This is a genomic window from Nocardia sp. NPDC055321 (genome assembly GCF_053645575.1).
This window is the reverse complement of the sequence record NZ_JBSHMS010000017.1, coordinates 16,519-35,145: the sequence shown is the minus strand read 5'-3', so window position 1 is coordinate 35,145 and position 18,627 is coordinate 16,519. Positions and strand designations below refer to the sequence as shown.

Annotated in this window: 18 protein-coding genes; 3 read left to right on the top strand and 15 right to left on the bottom strand. The window is 69.4% G+C overall.

All coding sequences use genetic code 11. The features are described 5' to 3' along the window. Positions 1 to 23 precede the first annotated feature (23 nt). The 11 genes from ACWIGI_RS26250 to ACWIGI_RS26200 all read right to left on the bottom strand — a co-directional run bounded on the left by ACWIGI_RS26250 (position 24) and on the right by ACWIGI_RS26200 (position 12,356). Positions 24 to 1,055 (bottom strand): aldo/keto reductase, encoded by a 1,032-nt coding sequence (locus ACWIGI_RS26250; protein ID WP_454205130.1) that lies wholly within the window; start codon positions 1,053 to 1,055, stop codon positions 24 to 26. A 44-nt stretch (positions 1,056 to 1,099) separates the two neighbouring features. Further along, on the bottom strand, positions 1,100 to 2,314 hold the full coding sequence (locus tag ACWIGI_RS26245) for an acyl-CoA dehydrogenase family protein (RefSeq protein ID WP_454205129.1): 1,215 nt from the start codon (positions 2,312 to 2,314) through the stop codon (positions 1,100 to 1,102). Further along, on the bottom strand, positions 2,311 to 3,237 hold the full coding sequence (locus ACWIGI_RS26240) for an LLM class flavin-dependent oxidoreductase (protein WP_454205128.1): 927 nt from the start codon (positions 3,235 to 3,237) through the stop codon (positions 2,311 to 2,313). The genes ACWIGI_RS26245 and ACWIGI_RS26240 overlap by 4 nt, the downstream gene beginning before the upstream one ends. Positions 3,238 to 3,265: 28 nt before the next feature. Beyond that, the gene (locus ACWIGI_RS26235; protein WP_454205127.1) at positions 3,266 to 4,510 is read right to left on the bottom strand and encodes an LLM class flavin-dependent oxidoreductase; all 1,245 of its coding nucleotides are present in this window, start codon (positions 4,508 to 4,510) and stop codon (positions 3,266 to 3,268) included. Continuing rightward, a complete protein-coding gene (locus tag ACWIGI_RS26230; RefSeq protein ID WP_454205126.1) occupies positions 4,507 to 5,763 on the bottom strand; it encodes an acyl-CoA dehydrogenase family protein in 1,257 nt (418 codons plus the stop codon). Before ACWIGI_RS26230 ends, ACWIGI_RS26235 begins: the two co-directional genes overlap by 4 nt. Beyond that, positions 5,760 to 7,418, bottom strand: a complete 1,659-nt coding sequence (locus ACWIGI_RS26225) for a dipeptide ABC transporter ATP-binding protein (RefSeq protein WP_454205125.1) — start codon at positions 7,416 to 7,418, stop codon at positions 5,760 to 5,762. The genes ACWIGI_RS26230 and ACWIGI_RS26225 overlap by 4 nt, the downstream gene beginning before the upstream one ends. After that, positions 7,415 to 8,209, bottom strand: coding sequence for an ABC transporter permease (locus ACWIGI_RS26220; RefSeq protein ID WP_454205124.1), 795 nt, complete (start codon positions 8,207 to 8,209; stop codon positions 7,415 to 7,417). Before ACWIGI_RS26220 ends, ACWIGI_RS26225 begins: the two co-directional genes overlap by 4 nt. Next, the gene (locus ACWIGI_RS26215; RefSeq protein ID WP_454205123.1) at positions 8,206 to 9,240 is read right to left on the bottom strand and encodes an ABC transporter permease; all 1,035 of its coding nucleotides are present in this window, start codon (positions 9,238 to 9,240) and stop codon (positions 8,206 to 8,208) included. Before ACWIGI_RS26215 ends, ACWIGI_RS26220 begins: the two co-directional genes overlap by 4 nt. 13 nt (positions 9,241 to 9,253) lie before the next feature. Further along, positions 9,254 to 10,891: an ABC transporter substrate-binding protein gene (locus tag ACWIGI_RS26210; RefSeq protein ID WP_454205122.1), complete on the bottom strand. Its 1,638-nt coding sequence runs from the start codon at positions 10,889 to 10,891 to the stop codon at positions 9,254 to 9,256. A gap of 171 nt (positions 10,892 to 11,062) precedes the next feature. Further along, positions 11,063 to 11,593 (bottom strand): dihydrofolate reductase family protein, encoded by a 531-nt coding sequence (locus ACWIGI_RS26205; RefSeq protein WP_454205121.1) that lies wholly within the window; start codon positions 11,591 to 11,593, stop codon positions 11,063 to 11,065. Positions 11,594 to 11,759: 166 nt separating this feature from the next. Further along, a complete protein-coding gene (locus tag ACWIGI_RS26200) occupies positions 11,760 to 12,356 on the bottom strand; it encodes a TetR/AcrR family transcriptional regulator (RefSeq protein ID WP_454205120.1) in 597 nt (198 codons plus the stop codon). 64 nt (positions 12,357 to 12,420) lie between these two features. On the opposite strand from ACWIGI_RS26200, the gene ACWIGI_RS26195 reads away from it, so the two are divergent. Further along, positions 12,421 to 13,803 carry a flavin monoamine oxidase family protein gene (locus ACWIGI_RS26195; protein ID WP_454205119.1) on the top strand — a complete coding sequence of 461 codons (1,383 nt, stop codon included), beginning with the start codon at positions 12,421 to 12,423 and terminating at the stop codon, positions 13,801 to 13,803. A gap of 11 nt (positions 13,804 to 13,814) precedes the next feature. On the opposite strand, the gene ACWIGI_RS26190 is transcribed toward ACWIGI_RS26195, so the two are convergent. From ACWIGI_RS26190 to ACWIGI_RS26180, 3 genes are all read right to left on the bottom strand, one after another. Then, complete coding sequence (locus ACWIGI_RS26190; RefSeq protein WP_454205118.1) at positions 13,815 to 14,555, bottom strand: SDR family oxidoreductase; 741 nt, start codon at positions 14,553 to 14,555, stop codon at positions 13,815 to 13,817. A gap of 108 nt (positions 14,556 to 14,663) precedes the next feature. Further along, positions 14,664 to 14,819: a hypothetical protein gene (locus tag ACWIGI_RS26185; RefSeq protein ID WP_454205117.1), complete on the bottom strand. Its 156-nt coding sequence runs from the start codon at positions 14,817 to 14,819 to the stop codon at positions 14,664 to 14,666. An 85-nt stretch (positions 14,820 to 14,904) separates the two neighbouring features. Next, a complete protein-coding gene (locus tag ACWIGI_RS26180) occupies positions 14,905 to 16,524 on the bottom strand; it encodes an FAD-dependent oxidoreductase (protein ID WP_454205116.1) in 1,620 nt (539 codons plus the stop codon). Positions 16,525 to 16,758: 234 nt separating this feature from the next. On the opposite strand from ACWIGI_RS26180, the gene ACWIGI_RS26175 reads away from it, so the two are divergent. Beyond that, the gene (locus ACWIGI_RS26175; RefSeq protein ID WP_354986153.1) at positions 16,759 to 17,028 is read left to right on the top strand and encodes a metal-sensitive transcriptional regulator; all 270 of its coding nucleotides are present in this window, start codon (positions 16,759 to 16,761) and stop codon (positions 17,026 to 17,028) included. 132 nt (positions 17,029 to 17,160) lie between these two features. Here the strand turns inward: ACWIGI_RS26175 and ACWIGI_RS26170 are convergent, their stop codons facing one another. Continuing rightward, on the bottom strand, positions 17,161 to 17,571 hold the full coding sequence (locus ACWIGI_RS26170; RefSeq protein ID WP_454205115.1) for a helix-turn-helix domain-containing protein: 411 nt from the start codon (positions 17,569 to 17,571) through the stop codon (positions 17,161 to 17,163). Positions 17,572 to 17,865: 294 nt separating this feature from the next. Between ACWIGI_RS26170 and ACWIGI_RS26165 the strand changes: the two genes are divergently transcribed. Beyond that, on the top strand, positions 17,866 to 18,576 hold the full coding sequence (locus ACWIGI_RS26165) for a VTT domain-containing protein (RefSeq protein ID WP_454205114.1): 711 nt from the start codon (positions 17,866 to 17,868) through the stop codon (positions 18,574 to 18,576). Positions 18,577 to 18,627: the final 51 nt, after the last annotated feature.

Genomic DNA, 18,627 nt, shown 5'->3' with positions numbered 1-18,627 from the left:
TTCTCCCGTGAATCAGCCGGACGTCAGAGTCGAAGTCCGGTGCCGTGGACGCCGTGTTCGTCGATGAGAGCCAGTTCCTCATCGGTGAAGTCGGGGAAGTTCACGGCGGCGATGTTGTGGTCGAGCTGCGCGGTGGAGCTGGCGCCGATGAGCGCGGAGGTGACCTCGGGTCGGCGCAGCACCCACTGCAGGGCCAGCTGGGCGAGGGATTGCCCGCGGGCGGCGGCGATCTTGTTCAGCTCGGCGGTGCGCTGCCGGTAGGTCTCGTCGATCACGTCCGGCGACAGGAAGGTGCTGTTGACCGCACGCGCGCCGGCCGGGATGGTCTCGAGGTACTTGTCGGTCAGCAACCCTTGAGCCAGTGGCGAATACACGATGACGCCGAAGCCGTCCCGCTCCGCGGTCTCGAGCAGGCCCTCGCGCTCGGGCCGCCGATCGTAGATGGAGTAGCGGGCCTGGTGGATGAGCAGCGGGACCCCCGCGGCGCGCAACTGTTCGGCGATCTCGTGGGTGCGGTCGGACTTGTAGTTCGAGATGCCGATGTACAGCGCCTTGCCCTGCTCCACCGCGCTCACCAGGGCGCCGACGGTCTCCTCCAGTGGAGTGTCCAGGTCCGGCGAGTGGTGGTAGAAGATGTCGACGTAGTCGGTGCCCAGATCCCGCAGGCTGTGCTCGAGCGAGGTCAGCAGCGATTTACGGGAGCCGCCGCGCAGGTACGGGCTCGGCCCGATCGCGTTGCCCGCCTTGGTGGACAGGATGAGCTCGTCGCGGTACGGCGCGAGATCCCGGCCCAGCACCTTCCCGAAGTTCTGCTGTGCCGCGCGATGCGGCGGGCCGTAGCGGTCGGCGTTGTCGAAGTGCGTGATGCCGAGATCGAACGCGTGCAGGATGATGTCGCGCTGGGTGGCGAACGGGTAGTCGGTGCCGAATTTCTGCCACAGGCCGAAGGAGAAGGCCGGCAGGTCGAGTCCGGATCGACCGGTGCGCCGGTAGGGCACTTGCTCGTAGCGGTTCTCGGCCGCGGTGTAGGTCGTCTCGAAGGGGCCGTAGTTCATCGGTGTCGTTCTCTTTCCATTGCTCGGGGTCGAAATCTCGGTGGTCAGAACAGGCCGGTGGTGGGCGGATCCTCGCCGGTGAGGTGGTACGCGCCCGCGACGGCCTGTTTCCATTGGCGTGGATTGTGATTGGCCGCGGTGCGCGCGTTGCGCCAGTGCCGGTCGAAGCCGTGGCCGCGATCGGTGATGGAACCGCCGCCGACGTCGAACAGCAATTCGCTCGCGCGCAGCGCGGATTCGATGGCGATCACACCCGCCTGCGCGACGTGCACGGCGGCCGCGGCTCCGGCGGTGCGCGCGGCCGCGCCGATCAGGCCGCGGTTCTCCTGGAGTTGTTCGGCGGCCAGCAGCACCACCGCGCGCGCGGCCTGGGCGCGCGCGGCGATCTCGCCGATCGTCTGGCGCACATAGGGGTCCTCCGCGCTGGTGGCAGCGGTGCTGTGCTTGATCGGCCGCGCCTTCTCGCGCACGTACACCACCGCGTCGTCGAGAGCGCGCGCGGCGATACCGGCCTGCACGGCGGCCAGGTACAGCTGCGCGAACGACCCCGCCCACGGGTTGTCCGCCACGTTCTCGATCAGTCCGCCGGTGGTGATCTCCGACCCGGCCACCCGCACCTCGGTGAAACGCGTTGTCCCGCTGGAGGTCAACCGCTGACCGACGGCGTCGAAATCGTCCAGGATCTCGATGCCGGCGCGATCCGCAGGCACCGTGAAGCGCAGCAGCGTGCCGTCCTCGGTGACCGCCTGGGTGGAGAACCAGGTGGCGTACACCCCGCCGGTGGAGTAGTACTTCTCGCCGTTGACGATCCAGTCCGCGCCGTCGGGCCGCGCAGTGGCGTAGGTCTGCCCGCTGACACCGCCGGTGCGCTCGTTGGCGGTGCCCGCGAACAGTTCCCGGTTGCGCAGGCGCTCGAGCACCAGGTCGCGCTGGGGCAGATCCGGCCGGTTCACGACCTGGTACGCGATGAGGAAGGTGCTGCGCAGGGCTTGCGCGACATTGGAATCCGCGCGGGCCAGGTCGATGACGAGGTCGGCGACGTCGCGGACGGTGCCGCCCGCGCCGCCCTCGGCCACGGCGATGCCGGTGAGCGCGATACCGGCCGCGGCCAGCTCGCGGACATCGTCGACGGCGTAGTCCCGCACGGTTTCCCGGTGTCGCGCGGACGCGGCCAGCCGGTCGAGGGCGGGTTGTACGGCCGCGCGGATGCCCGCCAAGGTCAGCAGGGTGGTGGGCTGACCGGTGCGCACGGCGGTCATCGCACCGCTCCCGCCGGAGTTCTCAGCCCGAGCGCTTCGCGCAGGGTCGGGCCCGTGACCGGGGTGGCGAGCAACGGCACCAGCGCTTGGACGGCGGCCACGATCTCGACCGCGTCACCCGTCGGCGCGAGCGCGAGGCCGTCGAGCCCGTCGGCGGCGACCCAGGCGGTGAGTTCGTCCGCGACAGACTGGGCCTCGGCAGGTGCGGAGACCTCGACGCCACCCAGCAGCACGATCTCGGACCGCTCGCGCCCGGTGCCCGCCAGCGCGGCGGTCAGCGCGGCGTTCGCCCCGGCCGCCCGATCACGTTCCACCACAACCACATCCGCGATGTGCGCCACGACATCCCAGCCCAGCTCGTGCGGGTCGGCGGCCGCCAGCACCGGCCTGCCCTGGATCGAGGACGGACCGTCGAGCGGCCCCGCCACGCGGTAGTACGACCCGTCGTGGTCGATACCGGAGATCAGCTCGTCGTCCACCACGAGCGCCCGCTCCTGATCGGCGAGAAGCGCTGCACGGGGGAAGGATTCCCAGAGCCGGGTGAGCACGATGGCGTACTCCGCCCAGCGCCGCGCCGGATCGGCGGCCGTGGGATCGGGTGCGGTCGCCCGGCTCACCTCGTCGTCCGCGCCGGGCCGCAACACCACGCCCGAGCGGCCCGCGGTGGCGCGATCGAAGGACAGGATGCGCCGCGCCGCGTTGTAGGGGGCGTTGCCGGTGGTCGGCACATCCACCAGATAGCCGATGTCCCCGGTGGTTCCGGCCAGGTACGCCGCGATGACGCTCGGGTCCAGGGCGGGCCGGTCCCCCGCCGTGTCACGCACACGCACCCCGGCCGCGCCCGCGGCCTGGGCGGCCGCCGCGATGGTCGCCGCCGCGGCGGGATCAGCCGCGGCGATATCGATCAGAATCGGAAAACTCATTGTCCTGCCTGTTCTTTCGGGCGATCGCTCAGCGCGCGGCTTCGAGCGGACCGCGTTCCCAGACCCCGGTGGGAACGGGCGGCAGCCCGAGGCCGAGGTGATCGCGCAGCGTGGTCCCGTCGTAGTCGGTGCGGAACAGTCCGCGCCGGCGCAGTTCGGGTACGAGGTGGTCGGCGAAATCGTCGAAGCCCGAAGGCAATACGTCCGGCATGACGTTGAAACCGTCGGCCGCGCCCGCCCGGAACCAGCGTTCGATGTCGTCGGCGACCTGGTCAGGGGTGCCGACCACGATGCGGTGACCGCCGCCGCCGGAGAGCTTCTTCAACAATTGGCGCAGGGTCGGGTTCTCACGATCGATCAGGCCGCGCACGACGCGGTAGAAGGTCTGCGAGCCGCCGGCGGCATCGGGTTCGACGAGCAGTTCGGGCGGGATCGGCTTGTCGTCGTCGAGCCCGTCGAGGGAGAAGCCGAGCTGTCCGGCCAGCCGCCAGCGGGCGTAGGCGTCCGGGAGCAGATCGTCCAGGAGTTCGCGGCGTTCGAGCGCCTCGGCTTCGGTGCTGCCCAGTACCGTCGACAAGCCCGGCAGCACCACGATCTCGTCCGGATTCCGCCCGAAGTCCGCCGCGCCGGAACGCAATTCGTCGCGGAAGGCCCGCGCCTTGTCGATGTCCTGCTCGGCGGAGAAGATCACCTCACCGACTCGCGAGGCCAGGCGCTTACCGTCGCTGGATCCGCCCGCCTGCACCACGACCGGACGACCCTGCGGCGAGACGAAATCGGTGCGCTCGGCCCAGGAGGCCACCACCCGTTCCACGAATTCCGCCGCCCGCCGGTACCGCAGGCCGTGATCGGGTTCCCCGTCACGCCCGAAGTTGGCGGCCGCGACCGGGCCCGCGGTGGTGACGACGTTCCAGCCGAAGCGGCCGCCGCTGACGTGATCCAGATCGCCCAGCCTGCGGGCCAATTCGACCGGATCGTTGTAGGACGAGGACAGGGTGGCGATCAGCCCGACCCGCTCGGTCTGCGCGGCGACCCGGGCCAGCACCGTGGTGGGCTCGAGGTTGTTGCCGGTGCGGTGTTTGATCCCCGGGTCCAGTACCGGCCCGTCGGCGAGGAAGACCGCGTCGAGCTTGGCCTCCTCGGCCTTCTTCGCGATCGAGGTGTAGTGCTCGATGGAATAGGAAGCGGCGCCGTCGGTTCCGGGAAAGCGCCAGGAACCGCCGAAGACGCCGGCGTTGAGGATGTTGACGTTGAGGTGCAGCAGTCTGCTCACTGCGCGATCCTTTCCTCGGCGTCGGCGGCCGACGGGCGATTGACGTAGTAGCCGGGAACCGGTGCGACGCCGTTGATCACGAAGTCGCCGATCACCCGCGGCTTGTAGACGACGGGATTGTGCGAGGCCAGGGTGCGGGCGTTGCGCCAGTGCCGGTCCAGGTGCGCGCTGTTGCGCACGGTCGAGGACCCGCCCGCGTCGAAGGCCCGGGTCGCGGCGTCCAGTACCGCTTCGATCACGGCGACCTGGGCGGCGGAGGTGTCGAGATAGGCGGCGGTGTAATCGGATTCGACGCCGGAGGCGTGGGCGGCCTCGAGCCGTTCGGCGGCGTGGCGCAGCAGGGTGTCGGCGGTGAGGCGGCGGGCCTGGAGCAGGCCGATCACCCCGAGCACCTCCGGATCGGCGGCGGCGTCCTGGGTCAGCGCGTGCAGGCTGGTACGGGTGCGCGCCCGCACGATCTCGGCCGTCTCGGCGACCAGGCTGCGGGCGATTCCGGCGAGATTGGCCAGGTGCACGATCTGTACGAAGGAGTCCAGGCCGCGCAGCGATTCGCGGAAGCGGCCGATGTCGCCGTTCGGCTCCACCGGAACCTCGTCGAACAGCGTGGTGCCGCTGCCGGTCTGACGCTGGCCGATGCCGTCCCAGTCGTCGACGTGGGTGACGCCGGGGTGGCGTGCGGGGATCACCACGAAGCCACGCACGCCGTCCTCGCCCGCGACCGCGGCGCGAATGTAGTCCGCGAAACGCGATCCGGTGGAATAGAACTTGGTGCCCGAGACAACGCGGTTGCCGTCGGCGTCGGCGCGGACCCGGGTGGTGGTGACGCCCCATCCGGTCGACTCCCCCGTGGCCGCGACCGCTTCGGCGACGATAGCCGACGGCTCGGACTGGGCGTTGCCGAAGACCGCGCCCTGTCCGGCCACGCGCAGCCAGTGTTCGCGCACCACGGGATCGGTTTCCGCGCGCAGTACCTCGGTCGTGGTGAAATGCCCGCGCCAGATCTGCGGAATGTTGGAATCGGCCTGACCGGCTTCGGCCAGAAATTCGAACAGCGTCGGCAGATCGACGCCGAAACCGCCGAATTCCACCGGGACGCGCAGCCGTCCGAAACCCGCCGCGGCGAGGGCGCGGATCAACGCGTCCGGGTGTTCGAAGGCCAGGTCGCGTTCGCCCGCGCCCTTGGGGAATTCGGCCAGGACCGCGCGGATGCGCGGCAGGGCGTCGGCGAGGGTGGCCGGTTGTGCGGTGGTCATGACAAGCCTCCGGGAAGTGAGCGACGGCCGGCGATCGCGTCGAGCAGGCGGACCGTGTAGTCGTCGGCGGGATCGGTGAACACCTCATGCACCGTGCCCTGCTCGACGATTCGGCCCTGCCGCATGACCGCCACCCGGTCCGAGATCGCTCGGACCACGGCCAGGTCGTGGGAGATGAACAGGTAGGTGAGGTCGCGTTCGTCCTGCAGGGTGCGTAGCAGTTCCAGAATCCGGGCGGCCACCGAGACGTCCAGGGCCGAGATCGGTTCGTCCAGCACCAGCACCGACGGCTCGAGGATCAGGGCGCGGGCGATGGCCACGCGCTGACGCTGACCGCCGGAGAGTTCGCGCGGATGCCGGTTGACGAAATCGGCGGGGAGAGCGGCGGCTTCGAGCGCGGCCACCACCCGGTCCTCGTTCGGTCGCTTGCGCCGCCGCAGCCCCCGCCGCGGCTCGAACGAGCGCAGCGGTTCGTCGACCACGTCGTAGACGTCGAAGCGCGGATCGAAGGAGGAGAAGGGATTCTGGTAGACGATCTGGACCTCACGGCGCAGCGGCCGGAACGCGCGGGCGCTCAGCCCGGTGATGTCGGTGCCGAGCAGGTCCACACGGCCCGCGGTGGCGGCGGTCAGTCCGGTCAGCACGCGGGCGGTGGTCGACTTGCCGCTGCCGGATTCGCCGACGATGGAGAAGGTTTCGCCGCGGCCGACCCGGAAGGAGATGTCGTCCACCGCGGTCGCGTCACCGTATTTCTTCACCAGGCCGGTGACCTCGATGATCGTGTCGCGCGCGGTCGCCGGGGCGGGTGCGCCGGTGCGGGCGTACCCGATGCGGGCGGGCACGCTGTCGAGTAGATGCTTCGTGTACTCGTGCCGTGGTTGGGCGACAACGTCTTTCGTGGCTCCGAACTCGACCAGCCGGCCCCGGCGCATGACGCCGATGCGGTCCGAGCGGTCGGCGGCGACGCCGAGATCGTGGGTCACCAGCACGACACCGGTGCCGGTACGGCGGCGGATATCGTCGATCAGATCGAGTACCTGCTGCTGCACGGTGGCGTCCAGGGCCGAGGTGGGCTCGTCGGCGATGATCAGGTCGGGTTCCGCGGCCACCGCCGCCGCGATCAGCACCCGCTGGCGCATGCCGCCCGACAGCTCGTGCGGGTACTGCCGATAGCGGCGCTCCACCTCGGTGAAGCCGACCAGGTCGAACAGTTCGTGCACGCGGCGGCGGCGCGCCTCGGCGTCGAGATCGGTGTGCAGCAGCAGGACGTCCTCGACCTGGTGGCCCACCCGGCGCACCGGATCCAGCGACGAACCCGGATCCTGGGGAATCAGGCTCACCGCGCGGCCGCGAATGTCGCGCCAGCCCTTGGGCGATAGCTCGGTCAGCTCCTGATCGCGGAAGGCGATGCGCCCGCCGGACACCGAACCGTTCTCCGGCAGCAGGCCGAGGATGGCGTGCGCGGTGGTGGTCTTGCCCGAACCGGATTCACCGACCAGGGCCAGCACCTCGCCCGGGGCCAGTTCGAAGGAGACCTCGTGCACCACCGGTTCGAAGCGGCGGCGCACCCGGTAGCCGACGGTCAGGTTCGAGACGGCCAGTAGTGGAGCGCCGGTGGACTTTTCGAGACGACTCGGCTCGTGGACGACGGTCATGTCGACGCCCTCCTGGAGAGATGGTGGGAGATGTGGTTGGTCGCGAGCACGACCGCCACGACCGTGAGTCCCGGCCACAGGGTGAGCCAGCCGCGGGTGGCGATGTAGTTGCGGCCGTCCGAGACCAGGCGGCCCCATTCCGGATCCGGCGGTTGCGCACCCAGGCCGAGGAAGCTCAGCGAGGCAATCCAGATGATCGCGATGCCGAACTGCACGGTGATCAGCGAGACGGTGGAGGCGATCGAGTTCGGGACCACGTGCCGCCGCAGGACCCCGAAAGTGGTTGCCCCGCTGGTGATCGCGGCCTCGACGTAGTTGCTGGTGCGCGCCTCGAGGACTTCCGAGCGGATCAGGCGGGCGAAGGTCGCCGCCGAGGTCAGCCCGACCGCGATGCCCGCCTGCAGGACACCGAAGCCCAGCAGCACCACGAAGGTGATGGCCAGCAGGAAGCCCGGGATCGAGAGCAGGATGTCGATGACGCGCATGACCACGTTGTCGGTGACGCCGGCGAACCAGCCCGCGGTCACCCCGAGCAGCGAACCCACCGCCACGCCGACGGCCACCGCGATGGCCGAACCGGTGAGCGAGGCCCGCGCGCCGTAGACGACCCGGGCGTAGAGGTCGCGCCCGAGTTGATCGGTGCCGAACCAGTGTTCGCCGGACGGCGGCCGCAGCTTCGCGGCCGGATTCACCGCCAGCGGATCGATCGAGGTGAACAGCTGCGGCACCGCGGCCCACAGCACCACCAGCGCGACGACCGCCACGGCCGGGATCAGGCTCCAGCGCTTCATGGCATGGCCGCCTCGACCGGCAGCGGGCGCGGGGCGGGCAGTACGGTCGCGACCGCGGGCTTGCGCCGCAACGCGGCGACCGCGGTGACACGGCGGGTCCTGCCGTCCACCAGCACCCGCGGATCGATGAGCGGGTAGGCCAGATCCACGGCCAGATTGACCAGGACGTAGACCAGTGTCGACAGCAGCACCACGCCCTGCACCACCGGCAGGTCCTGGGTGTTCACCGCGCCGACGGTGAGCTGGCCGATGCCGTCGCGGGCGAACACCGATTCGGTCACCACCGCGCCGGCGATGAGTTCACCGAAGGCCAGGCCCAGCAGGGTCAGCACGGGCAGCGCGGAATTGCGCAGCACGTCCTTGCGGAACACGAAGCCCTCCCCCGCGCCCTTGGCGTGCAACACGTGCACGAAGGGCTGACGGCGGGTGGTGCGGATGGAACCGGTGAAGACCTGCGACAGCGGGGCCGCGATCAGCAGGCCCAGGGTCGCCGACGGCGCGAGCAAGGCCCGGAAGGTGCCGTCGTCGACCGAGGGGATCAGGCCGAACCGGAACGAAAGGTATTGCAGGGCAAGGATGCCGACCACGAAGGTGGGCACCGAGGCGAACAGCGCCGGTACCGAGCCGATCAGCCCGCGCAGCCAGGCCCAGGGCGCGTAATTGGCCGCCACCGCGACCACGGCGGTGAACACCAGCCCGAAGGCCAGCCCGAGCGCCGCGAGCTGCACGGTGCCCGGCAGCGCCTCGCCGATCAGTTCCTCGACCGGTTTGCCGTTGGTGAGCGAGAAGCCGAAGTCGCCGCGCCACAGCGCCGCCAGACTGTGCAGGTACTGCTGCCAGACCGGGCGGTCCAGGCCGTAGTACTCGAGCATGATCCGCCCCGCCTCGGGGGTGATCTGCGCTTCCGGATTCTGGATCCGGTTGTTGACCGAGTCGCCCGGCAGGGCGCTCAGCAGCACGAAGGACAGGGTGTAGGCGGCCCACAGCACCACCGTCGCCTGTCCCAGGCGCTTCGCGGCATAGATAAGCAATTCTCGCTCCCGCCTACTCGGCGATCCAGGTGTCGTACAGCCAGGTGCGGGCCGTGGACTCGGTGCTGAAGCCGTGCACCGACGGGGCCAGGCCGAAGACCTGGGTCTCGTCGTACAGCGGAATCACGTAGCCCTCGCCGAACAGGTGATCCTCGATGGCCTGGATGGCGGCGGTGCGCTTGGCCGGATCGAATTCGAACGCCTGCGCCCGGACGAGCTCGTCGAGCTTGGCGTCGGGCGTGTTGGCGTGCAGCTCGTTGGTGGCGCCGCTGTCGAAGGCCGTGCGCAGCACATCGGCTTCCGCGCGCGAGGTCTGGCCCTGCACCAGTGCCCAATTGTCCGGGCGCGCGAGCTGAGTGGCCTCGTAGTCGGTCAGCGAGGTCGCGTTGATCTTCAGTTCGACGCCGGCCTTGCGCCACTGCGACTGCAGCAGTTCCTGCACGGGCTGGGCGACCTGGTAGTACGGCGCGACCCAGATGTCGAGCTGCAGGCGCTTGCCGTCCTTGACCCGGATGCCGTCACCGCCGGGCCGCCAGCCCGCCGCGTCCAGCAGCGACTTCGCCTTGTCCAGGTCGTAGCCGAGGAAGCGGGAGGAGTCGCCGCGGTTCGGAGTGCCCTGCACCAGAATCGATTTCGGCACCGGGTAACTGGGCGACAGGACCGTCTCGTTGATCTCCTGCCGGTTGGTGGCCGCCTGCAGGGCCAGGCGCACGTTCTTGTCCAGGATCGGGGTGACCGAATCCAGTTGGAACGAGAGCTTGTTGGTCTGGCCCTGCACCGGGAACGCCTCGATGACGCCGCCGCCGGCGGTGACCGTCTCCTCGTCGTACGGCGCGATGTTGCGCGCGATGTGCGCCTCACCGGACTTCAGCGCGCCGACGCGGGTACCGGCCTCGGGCACGGTCTTGAACACGACCTTCTCCAGGTACGCCCGGCCCTGGTGGCCCGCGCCCTCCGGCGCCCAGTTGTAGTCCTCGCGGCGCTTCAGGGTGATACCGGTGGTGCCCTGCACCGACTCGATCACGAAGGGACCGGAGCCGATCCAATTCTTGGCCTGCCCCTGACCGTTCAGATCCTGTGCCAGGAAAGGCTTGGCCAGAATCGACCCCGCGCGATAGAACGAAGCCACCTGCAGGAAGCCCACATTCGGTTTGGTGAACGAGACCCGCACGGTGAGCGGATCGACCACCTCGGTGGACTTGTAATCGGAGAAGAAGCGGTCCGGGGGAATTCCCAGCGCCTTGTCGCCCAGTCCGTGCTGATCGTAATTGGCCTTCACCACTGCGGCGTCGACCGGATCGCCATTGCTGAAGGTCACGCCCTCGCGCAATGTGAACGTGTAGGTCAATTTGTCGTCGCTGATCGTCCACGACTTCGCCAGCCACGGCTTGATCTCACCGGTCTCGGGATCCTGCCAGGTCAGGCGCTCGGCCAGGTTGTTGGTGACCTGGCTGTTGGACCAGATCGAATTCGTCGGCAGCCAGGCCGTGTACTCGATCGGGTCGTAGAACTTCAGCGTGCCACCGAAAACCGGGTCACCGGCCGGGCCATTTCCCGACGAACCCGAGCCACCGCAGGCGGTCAGCGCCGTCGCGAGGGCAATGGCCACCGTGCCCGTTGCCATGAGCGTGCGGAATCGTTTTATCCTCATCGCGATGATGCGTCCTTCTGCCGTCCTGCGTATCTCCAAGGAGGCTAGGCGCGACCGGGCGATATTCCGCGACTTCCAATCGACAAGAGTCCCTACACGAATACTGAAGTTTCGCTTGAGCGCATTGGATTCACGGTGAGGAAAATACGGGCGCGGCGGCGATCGCCGGACTCACTCGCGGACGACCTCGTAGCGCACGCAGACCAGCTCGCCGTTCTGGGTCGCCTCGACCGTGTTGAGCTCGACCCGCCAGGGCAGCAGGGGAATTCCGGAGCCGAGGGTGACCGGGGCGTAGGAGACGATGATCTCGTCCAGCAGATCGTGGGCGGCGAACTGGGCGGCGAGGTTCCCGCCGCCGACCACCCAGATCTTGCGCCCGGCCGCGGCCTGCTCGAGTTCGGCGTAGATCTCCGGAATCGGGCCGCTGCCGAACCGGATGTCGCGGTCGCTGCGGGTCGCGAAGCGCTGGTGGGTGATGATCCACGCGGGCACGTCGTAGGGCCAGGCGGCGGGGTCGTGGTCGATCACCCACTGATAGGTGTTGGCGCCCATGACGATCGCGCCCACGTCGGCGATGAAGGCGTTGTAGCCGAGCGGGCCGTCGGGATCGGTGTCGCGGGATTCGAGCCAGTCCAGCGAGCTGTTGTCATCGGCCAGGAAGCCGTCGGCGCTGGAACCGGTGTAGTAGCTGGCGAATCCCATGTCGGCCTCTCTACGGTGCGGTGATCGCGGACGGGGCGCTCGAGCACGCGACCGCGCGCGAGCGACCCAGCGCCAGGCTAGCAATCAATCAGCAAATATCAGCGCAGCGTGGCCCGGCGACGTAGAGCGGTTGATTCACAGAACATTTGGCGAACCCGGCAACCCCTCAGGCCGGGCCGAGGCTGTCGAGCAGGCGTTCGAGCATGCGACCGGCTTCGTCGCGGGCACGGGCGGGGTCGTCCGACGCGGCCAGCACGAACGACATGTCGGTCAGGCCGCCGTAGAACATGGCGGCCACCAGTTCGGGCGAGAAGCCGGTCAGCCCTTGCTCTTTCAGCAATTCGACCTGGGCGACCAGCAGACCCGACAGGGACAGGCGGTCGAGTTCGCGCCAGCGATCCCAGCCCAGCACCGTCGGGCCCTGCACCAGGACGATCTGGCGGTAGTCGCGCTCGGTGCAGACGTCGAGGAAGGTGTTCATCCCGGCGATGGTCTTCTCGCGCAGGCCCGGCGGCGCGCTCATGGCGGCGGCGATGCGTTCGGCGGCGGCGTTCTCCAGATCCGCGAACACCGCCGCGAACAGGCCCTGCTTGCCGCCGAAGTGGTGATAGAGCGCGCCCCGGCTCAACCCCGCCGCGGCGACGAGCTCCTCGGCGGACACGTCCGCGAACGGCCGATCGGCGAACAGCGCCGCGCCCGAACGCACCAGTGCCTCCCGGGTGCTCTGCGCGTATTCCTCGCGCCTGCTCTTGACAGCACTCATACGTCATGGATATCACATACAGTGTGTATGCGAGATACACTCTGTATGTGAGAGGTGGTCCCCCATGGATACGCGAGTGATCGAGACGGACGCGGTTGTCGTCGGCGCGGGGGTGTCCGGACTCGTGGCCGCACGGGATCTGGTGGCGGCCGGGCGCGAGACGGTGGTGCTGGAGGCGCGCGACCGAATCGGCGGCCGGTTGCTCAACGCGCGACTACCCGGCGGATCACCCATCGAAGTGGGCGGGCAGTGGATCGGCCCCACCCAGCATCGCGCGCTGGCGCTGGTGGCCGAGCTGGGACTGACCACCCACCCCACCTACGACCAGGGCCGCAACATCGTCGAATTGTGCGGTGCGCGAACCACATACACCGGGCGCATTCCGCGGTTGAGTCCGTTCACGCTCGCCGATCTCGCGCTGGGACAGCACCGGATCGCGCGTGCCGCCGCGGCGATCGATCCGGCCCGGCCGTGGGACGCCGAACACGCCGAGGAACTCGACGCGCAGACCTTCGGGGGCTGGATCCGGGCCCACTTCCACACCGCGCGCGGGCGCGGATTCATGCGGATTCTCACCCTGGCGGTGTTCGCCACCGAACCGGAGGACCTCTCCGCCCTGTGGGCCCTGTCGTACATCTCGGCGGCGGGCGGCCTGGACGCCCTCATCGAGACGCGCGGTGGCGCGCAACAGGATCGCGTGGTCGGCGGCACCGAACGCATCGCCGTCGAACTCGCCGCGCGCCTGGGCGATCGGGTGCTTCTCGCCCAGCCGGTCGAGCGGATCGAGTGGAGCGACGACGGCGTGCGGGTGACCGCCGATGGGATCGAGGTGCGGGCCCGGCACGCGATCGTCGCGGTGCCGCAGGCGCTCAACGATCGCGTGCGCTACACACCGGCCCTGCCCACGGACCGTGTGATGCTGCTGCAGCGCATGCCGGCCGGGCGGGTCATCAAGACCAACACCGTGTACGCGACGCCGTTCTGGCGCGCCGACGGGTTCAGCGGGCAGGCCAACAGCGACCTGCGCTTGATCAGCACGGTGTTCGACAACACGCCCCCGGACGGGACGCCCGGGGTGCTGGTCGGGTTCTTCGAGGGCCGCGCCGCCGACGTCGCCGCCCGCATGTCCCCCGCCGAACGGAGACAGCGGGTGATCGACGACCTGACGGGGTACTTCGGGCCGGCCGCCGCCGACCCCATCGACTACATCGAACAGGATTGGGCGGCAGAGGAATACACCCGAGGCTGCTACGGGGCGTTCACCACACCCCAGGCCCTCACCAGCTTCGGCCGGGCGCTACGCGCACCGGTCGGCCCGGTGCACTGGGCCGGCTCGGAGACCGCGGTCACCTGGACCGGCTACATCGACGGCGCGATCGAGGCCGGACAACGCGCGGCCGCGGAGGTAGTGACCGCATCGGCGGCGAAACTACCGGTCGCACACTGAGGAAACCGGCCTCAGGCGCGGCCCGCTGTCATTCCGCCGTCGACCACGAACTCCGCCCCGTTGCAGTAGCTCGACTCCTCGCTCGCCAGGAAGACCACCATCGAGGTGACCTCGGCGGGAGAACCCAAGCGGGCGAGGGGATTCGCGGCGCGATCGACAGGGGCATCCTCGGGCGCGCCGAGCATCGGGGTCAGGATGCCGCCCGGATGCACGGAATTCACGCGGACGCCGTGCGGGGCCAACTCCAGGGCGGCCGACTTGGTGAGGCCGCGCACGCCGAACTTCGACGCGGTGTAGCCGTGCACTCCGGGGACGCCCTGGATACCGGCCGCCGAGGAGATGTTCACGACCGACGCCGGGGCCGCGGCCACGAGGGCGTCCCGCGCCGCGGTCAGGCCCAGGAACGGGCCGGTGAGGTTGATGGCGATGATGTTGTTCCACTGTTTTTCGGTGTACGTGCCGAGCGGGCCGCCGTCGAGGATGCCCGCGTTGTTGACCAGCACGTTGAGCGCGCCGAAGCGGTCCACGGTGGCCGCGACCGCCGCCTCCCAGTCGGCGAGGCGGGTGACGTCCAGGTGCACGGACGCGGCGCGGTCGCCGAGTTCGGCGGCCAGCCGGGCCGCGGCGTCATCGGCGATATCGCCCAGCATCACCGCGGCGCCCTCGGCGATGAAGGCCCGCGCGTGCGAGGCGCCCATCCCCGACGCCGCCCCGCTGATCAGGGCCACCCGTCCGGTCAATCGTCCGGTCATCGTTCAGTTCTCCTTCGACGTCGAGAGGCCAACGGCGGCTTCCCGATCGACAGAAGTAGAACATGTTTCAATCGGTAGTTCAATCATTGATTGAACGCGGCCGGGCAGCTAGCGGCCGAAGGGCCACAGCTTGCGCGCGGGACGTTCGGCCGCGCACGCGCAGCGGCCCGCCTTCGGCACGTCACCCAGGACCTGCTCGACGTGGTTGCCGCACCCGGTGAAACCGGGTTTGCCACAGGTGCGGCACGTGATTCGCTGACACATGGGGGTTCGTCTCCTGGTTCGTCGATATCATTCGGGAGGGCGGCCGCTGATCGGTTGCGGCCGTGCGGCTTTCGCGCCGCGGGAATCACTCGGCGACGCCGGCGTGCCAGGTGCGATAGCCGCCGTCGAGATTCATCGCGTCCCGGCCCAGCTGGGTGAGCAGCCGGGTGGCGCTGTTGCCGCGCTGCCCGACCTGGCAGAACGCGAGCACGGGACCGGCGGGGATCTCGTCCGCGCGCTCGCGCAGCTCGTCCAGCGGGATGTTGCGGGCGCCCGGAATCGAGCCGCCCTCGTACTCCCCCGGCGAACGCACGTCGACCAGCTGTGCGCCGTTCGCGACGGCCTTGTCGACCTCGTGCCACTGCGCGGTGCGCACGCCGCCGGTGCGCAGGTTGTCGGCCATGTAGCCGAGCATGTTCACCGGATCCTTGGCCGAGCCGAACTGCGGCGCGTACGCGAGTTCGAGATCGAGCAGGCGCGAGGCGCGGATGCCGCCGGCCATCGCGGTGGCCAGCACGTCGATCCGCTTGTCGACGCCGTCGCCGCCGACCGCCTGCGCGCCCAGGATCTCATCGGTCTCGGGATCGACCAGCAGTTTGATCGACAGTGCCCGGGCGCCCGGGTAGTACCCGGCGTGCGCCATCGGATGGGCGTGCAGCGCACGGTAGGGCCGACCGGCCGCCACCAGGCGCTTCTCGCTCCATCCGGTCATGGCCGCGGTCAGCTCGAAGACGCCGACGATGGCGGTGCCCCGGGCGGGCGGGTCGGTCACGGGCAGCCCGGCGATGACGTCGGCGGCCGAACGACCCTGGCGATTCGCCGTGTTGGCCAACGGAATCAGCGCGCCCTGTCCGCTCACCGCGTCCCGCTTCTCGACCACGTCGCCGACCGCGTAGACGTGGGGCGCGGACGTACGCAGCCGATCATCGACGACGATGCCGCCGCCGGAACCGATGTCCAGCCCGGCCGCGCGGGCCAGGGCGCTCTCCGGGCGCACACCGATCGCCATGACGACCAGATCGGCGGGCACGACGCGCTGATCGGACAGCGTGACGCTGTCGGCGTCGATCCGCTCGAGTTCGACGCCGGTCTCCAATCTGATTCCGTGCCCGCGCATCTCGGCCGCGACCGGGGCGGCCATCTCCGGATCCAGCGTGCCGAGCACCTGATCGCCGCGCTCGACCACGGTGGTCGAAATGCCACGGCGGGTGAGGTTCTCGGCCATTTCGACGCCGATGAATCCCGCGCCGACGACGACCGCGGTCCGCGCCCGCCCGGCCGCGTCGGCCAGGCGATCCACGTCCGCGACATCGCGCAGGACCAGGGCGCGCTCCACGCCGGGCAGAGGCGGCACGATCGCCGAGGCGCCGGTGCTGAGCACCAGCTCGTCATAGGATTCGGTCGACTCCCGCCCCGAATCCAGGTCCCGCACCCGCACGGTGCGCGCGGCCGGGTCGATCGCGACGGCCTCGTGCCGCACCCGCACATCCAGGCGGAAGCGCGCGGCGAGCGACTCGGGGGTCTGCAGCAGCAGCGCCTCGCGCTCCTCGATCACCCCGCCGACGTAGTACGGGAGTCCGCAGTTGGCGAACGACACGTGCGCGCCGCGCTCGAGCACCACGATCTCCGCGGTCTCGTCGAGCCGCCGCAGCCGCGTCGCGGCCGACATGCCACCGGCCACACCACCGACGATCACAACCTTCATCTCGCACCTCCTCGCGGGGGAAGACCCGCGCTATCCATACCCCCCGGGGTATCCGACTCGACTTCGACCATACCCCCGGGGGTATACTTCGAGTACGTGATCCCCGCCTCCCCCGAGCCATACCCGGCCGGTGAGTTCCGACACGGGGGAGGTCGCCGACATACCCCTAGGGGTATCTTCATTCGATAGACGGACTGGCCGGAACAGTCCGGATCCACTGCTCAGGAGGCAGACATGGTCGGCGACGAACAAGCCACCGCCGCGGTTCTCAATCGGCTGCGCCGCGCACAGGGCCAGCTCGCCGGGGTCATCACCATGATCGAACAGGGGCGCGACTGCAAGGACGTGGTCACCCAGCTCGCGGCCGTCTCGCGCGCCCTGGACCGCGCGGGGTTCAAGATCGTGGCCAGCGGCCTGCGCGAATGCCTCACGGGTGAGGGCGCCGAGGGGCGCGAGCCGCTGACCGAGGCCGAACTGGAGAAGCTCTTCCTCGCACTGGCCTAGCGCGCCGCCGCTCGACGCGGTGGCGCGAATTCACAACGGCCGGAAGCCGACCCGGGCGCACTCGGACGGAAGTCAGTGCACGGCAGCCGGATCCGGGTGCGCCGCCGCGTCGGCGAGCGACCACCCGGACGGTCAGAGCATCGGCAGGTCGGGCGGGAGTTGCAGGGCGACGGTCAGCAGCGACTGCACCCGGGCCGCGATAATGCTGAGCAGACCGTTCATCTCACTGGGGGCGACCTCGGCGGCGGTTTGCAGCGACTTGAGGTCGGTGTCTATGCGGGCCAGCATCTCGGCGACGTCGTCGGGCTGGGAATTGAGCGCCTTGGCGATCTCCTCGAGCGAGATGCCCTGCGCCTCCAGGGTCTGGATGAGGTGGATGCGCTCGACGTCGGCCGGATCGTACATCCGGTAGTTGCCCGCGGTGCGTTCGGCGGGAACGAGCAGTCCCAGGCTGGTGTAGTAGTCGATGGTGCGGGAGCTGACCTCGGCGCGGGAGGCGAGTTCTCCGATTCTGACCAGGCCCTCCGGCATCAGCACCTCCATCCTCGAAAGATCTCAACCATACAGCGATCCGGGTCACCGTCCGGCGTCCGAACCACGATCACGGGCCCGTGCGGGCGCCGTTCGCACCCGGACAACCTTACAGTGCCGCGTGCTACTGTGGCCTGCAGGTGGGGCGCGGCATGTCCGATCGGCCTGTGTGGTCGCCGCGCGGGGGTCTCACCGGCAGGGCATCGACCCTGTTCTCGGCGTAATGAAACATCCGAAGGAGACCAAGCACGTGGCAATCGACCACACCCGGCCCGCCCGATCGACGAGCACCGAACGGCGGAGCAGATGACGACGATTACCACCGCGATGGATTCGACCACCACGAATCTCGCACTGCTACCGGGCTTCCTGGATCCGGTGAACCTGCTCAACTCCTTCGGCACCTGGATGCTGGTCGGCCTGCTCGCGGTCGTCTTCATCGAATCCGGTCTGCTGTTCCCGCTGCTGCCCGGTGACTCGCTGCTGTTCACCGCCGGATTGATCGCGGCCTCCAAATCGACCGAGATCGAGCCCTTCGCGCCGATCGAGGTGCTGCTCATCCTGATTCCACTCGCCGCCATCGCGGGCGACCAGGTCGGATATCTCATCGGCGCGCGCGGCGGCACCGCGCTGTTCAAGAGCGACGACGCCCGCTTCTTCAAGAAGTCCTACATCGACGAATCGCACGCGTTCTTCGTCAAACACGGGCCCATCACCATCGTGCTGGCGCGCTTCGTGCCCATCGTGCGCACCTTCGCGCCGGTCGTGGCCGGCGCGGCCAAGATGAAGTACCGGGTCTTCGTGACCTACAACATCATCGGCGGCGTGCTGTGGGGCTCGGGCCTGACCTATCTGGGCTACCTGCTCGGCCAGATCGCCGCGGTGCGCGACAACATCGACCTGATCTTCCTGGTGATCGTGGCCGTATCGGTACTGCCGATCGTGTACGAGGTGGTCAAGCGCTCGATCGCCACCCGCAAGGCTCGGGCGGCGGCCGAATCCGAATCGGTGCACTGACGATCGACCCCGAAAGGCCCTGCCCGCGAGCGAGATCGGCGGGCAGGGCCT

Excerpts from the sequence above, each read along its gene's own strand:
- ACWIGI_RS26205 (WP_454205121.1), bottom strand. The coding sequence starts at position 11,593 with ATGGGATTCGCCAGCTACTACACCGGTTCCAGCGCCGACGGCTTCCTG.
- ACWIGI_RS26170 (WP_454205115.1), bottom strand. The coding sequence starts at position 17,571 with ATGGAGGTGCTGATGCCGGAGGGCCTGGTCAGAATCGGAGAACTCGCC.
- ACWIGI_RS26225 (WP_454205125.1), bottom strand. The coding sequence starts at position 7,418 with ATGACCGTCGTCCACGAGCCGAGTCGTCTCGAAAAGTCCACCGGCGCT.
- ACWIGI_RS26210 (WP_454205122.1), bottom strand. The coding sequence starts at position 10,891 with ATGAGGATAAAACGATTCCGCACGCTCATGGCAACGGGCACGGTGGCC.
- ACWIGI_RS26195 (WP_454205119.1), top strand. The coding sequence starts at position 12,421 with ATGGATACGCGAGTGATCGAGACGGACGCGGTTGTCGTCGGCGCGGGG.
- ACWIGI_RS26185 (WP_454205117.1), bottom strand. The coding sequence starts at position 14,819 with ATGTGTCAGCGAATCACGTGCCGCACCTGTGGCAAACCCGGTTTCACC.
- ACWIGI_RS26165 (WP_454205114.1), top strand. The coding sequence starts at position 17,866 with ATGACGACGATTACCACCGCGATGGATTCGACCACCACGAATCTCGCA.
- ACWIGI_RS26220 (WP_454205124.1), bottom strand. The coding sequence starts at position 8,209 with ATGAAGCGCTGGAGCCTGATCCCGGCCGTGGCGGTCGTCGCGCTGGTG.
- ACWIGI_RS26230 (WP_454205126.1), bottom strand. The coding sequence starts at position 5,763 with ATGACCACCGCACAACCGGCCACCCTCGCCGACGCCCTGCCGCGCATC.
- ACWIGI_RS26190 (WP_454205118.1), bottom strand. The coding sequence starts at position 14,555 with ATGACCGGACGATTGACCGGACGGGTGGCCCTGATCAGCGGGGCGGCG.
- ACWIGI_RS26200 (WP_454205120.1), bottom strand. The coding sequence starts at position 12,356 with ATGAGTGCTGTCAAGAGCAGGCGCGAGGAATACGCGCAGAGCACCCGG.
- ACWIGI_RS26240 (WP_454205128.1), bottom strand. The coding sequence starts at position 3,237 with ATGAGTTTTCCGATTCTGATCGATATCGCCGCGGCTGATCCCGCCGCG.
- ACWIGI_RS26245 (WP_454205129.1), bottom strand. The coding sequence starts at position 2,314 with ATGACCGCCGTGCGCACCGGTCAGCCCACCACCCTGCTGACCTTGGCG.
- ACWIGI_RS26180 (WP_454205116.1), bottom strand. The coding sequence starts at position 16,524 with ATGAAGGTTGTGATCGTCGGTGGTGTGGCCGGTGGCATGTCGGCCGCG.
- ACWIGI_RS26250 (WP_454205130.1), bottom strand. The coding sequence starts at position 1,055 with ATGAACTACGGCCCCTTCGAGACGACCTACACCGCGGCCGAGAACCGC.
- ACWIGI_RS26175 (WP_354986153.1), top strand. The coding sequence starts at position 16,759 with ATGGTCGGCGACGAACAAGCCACCGCCGCGGTTCTCAATCGGCTGCGC.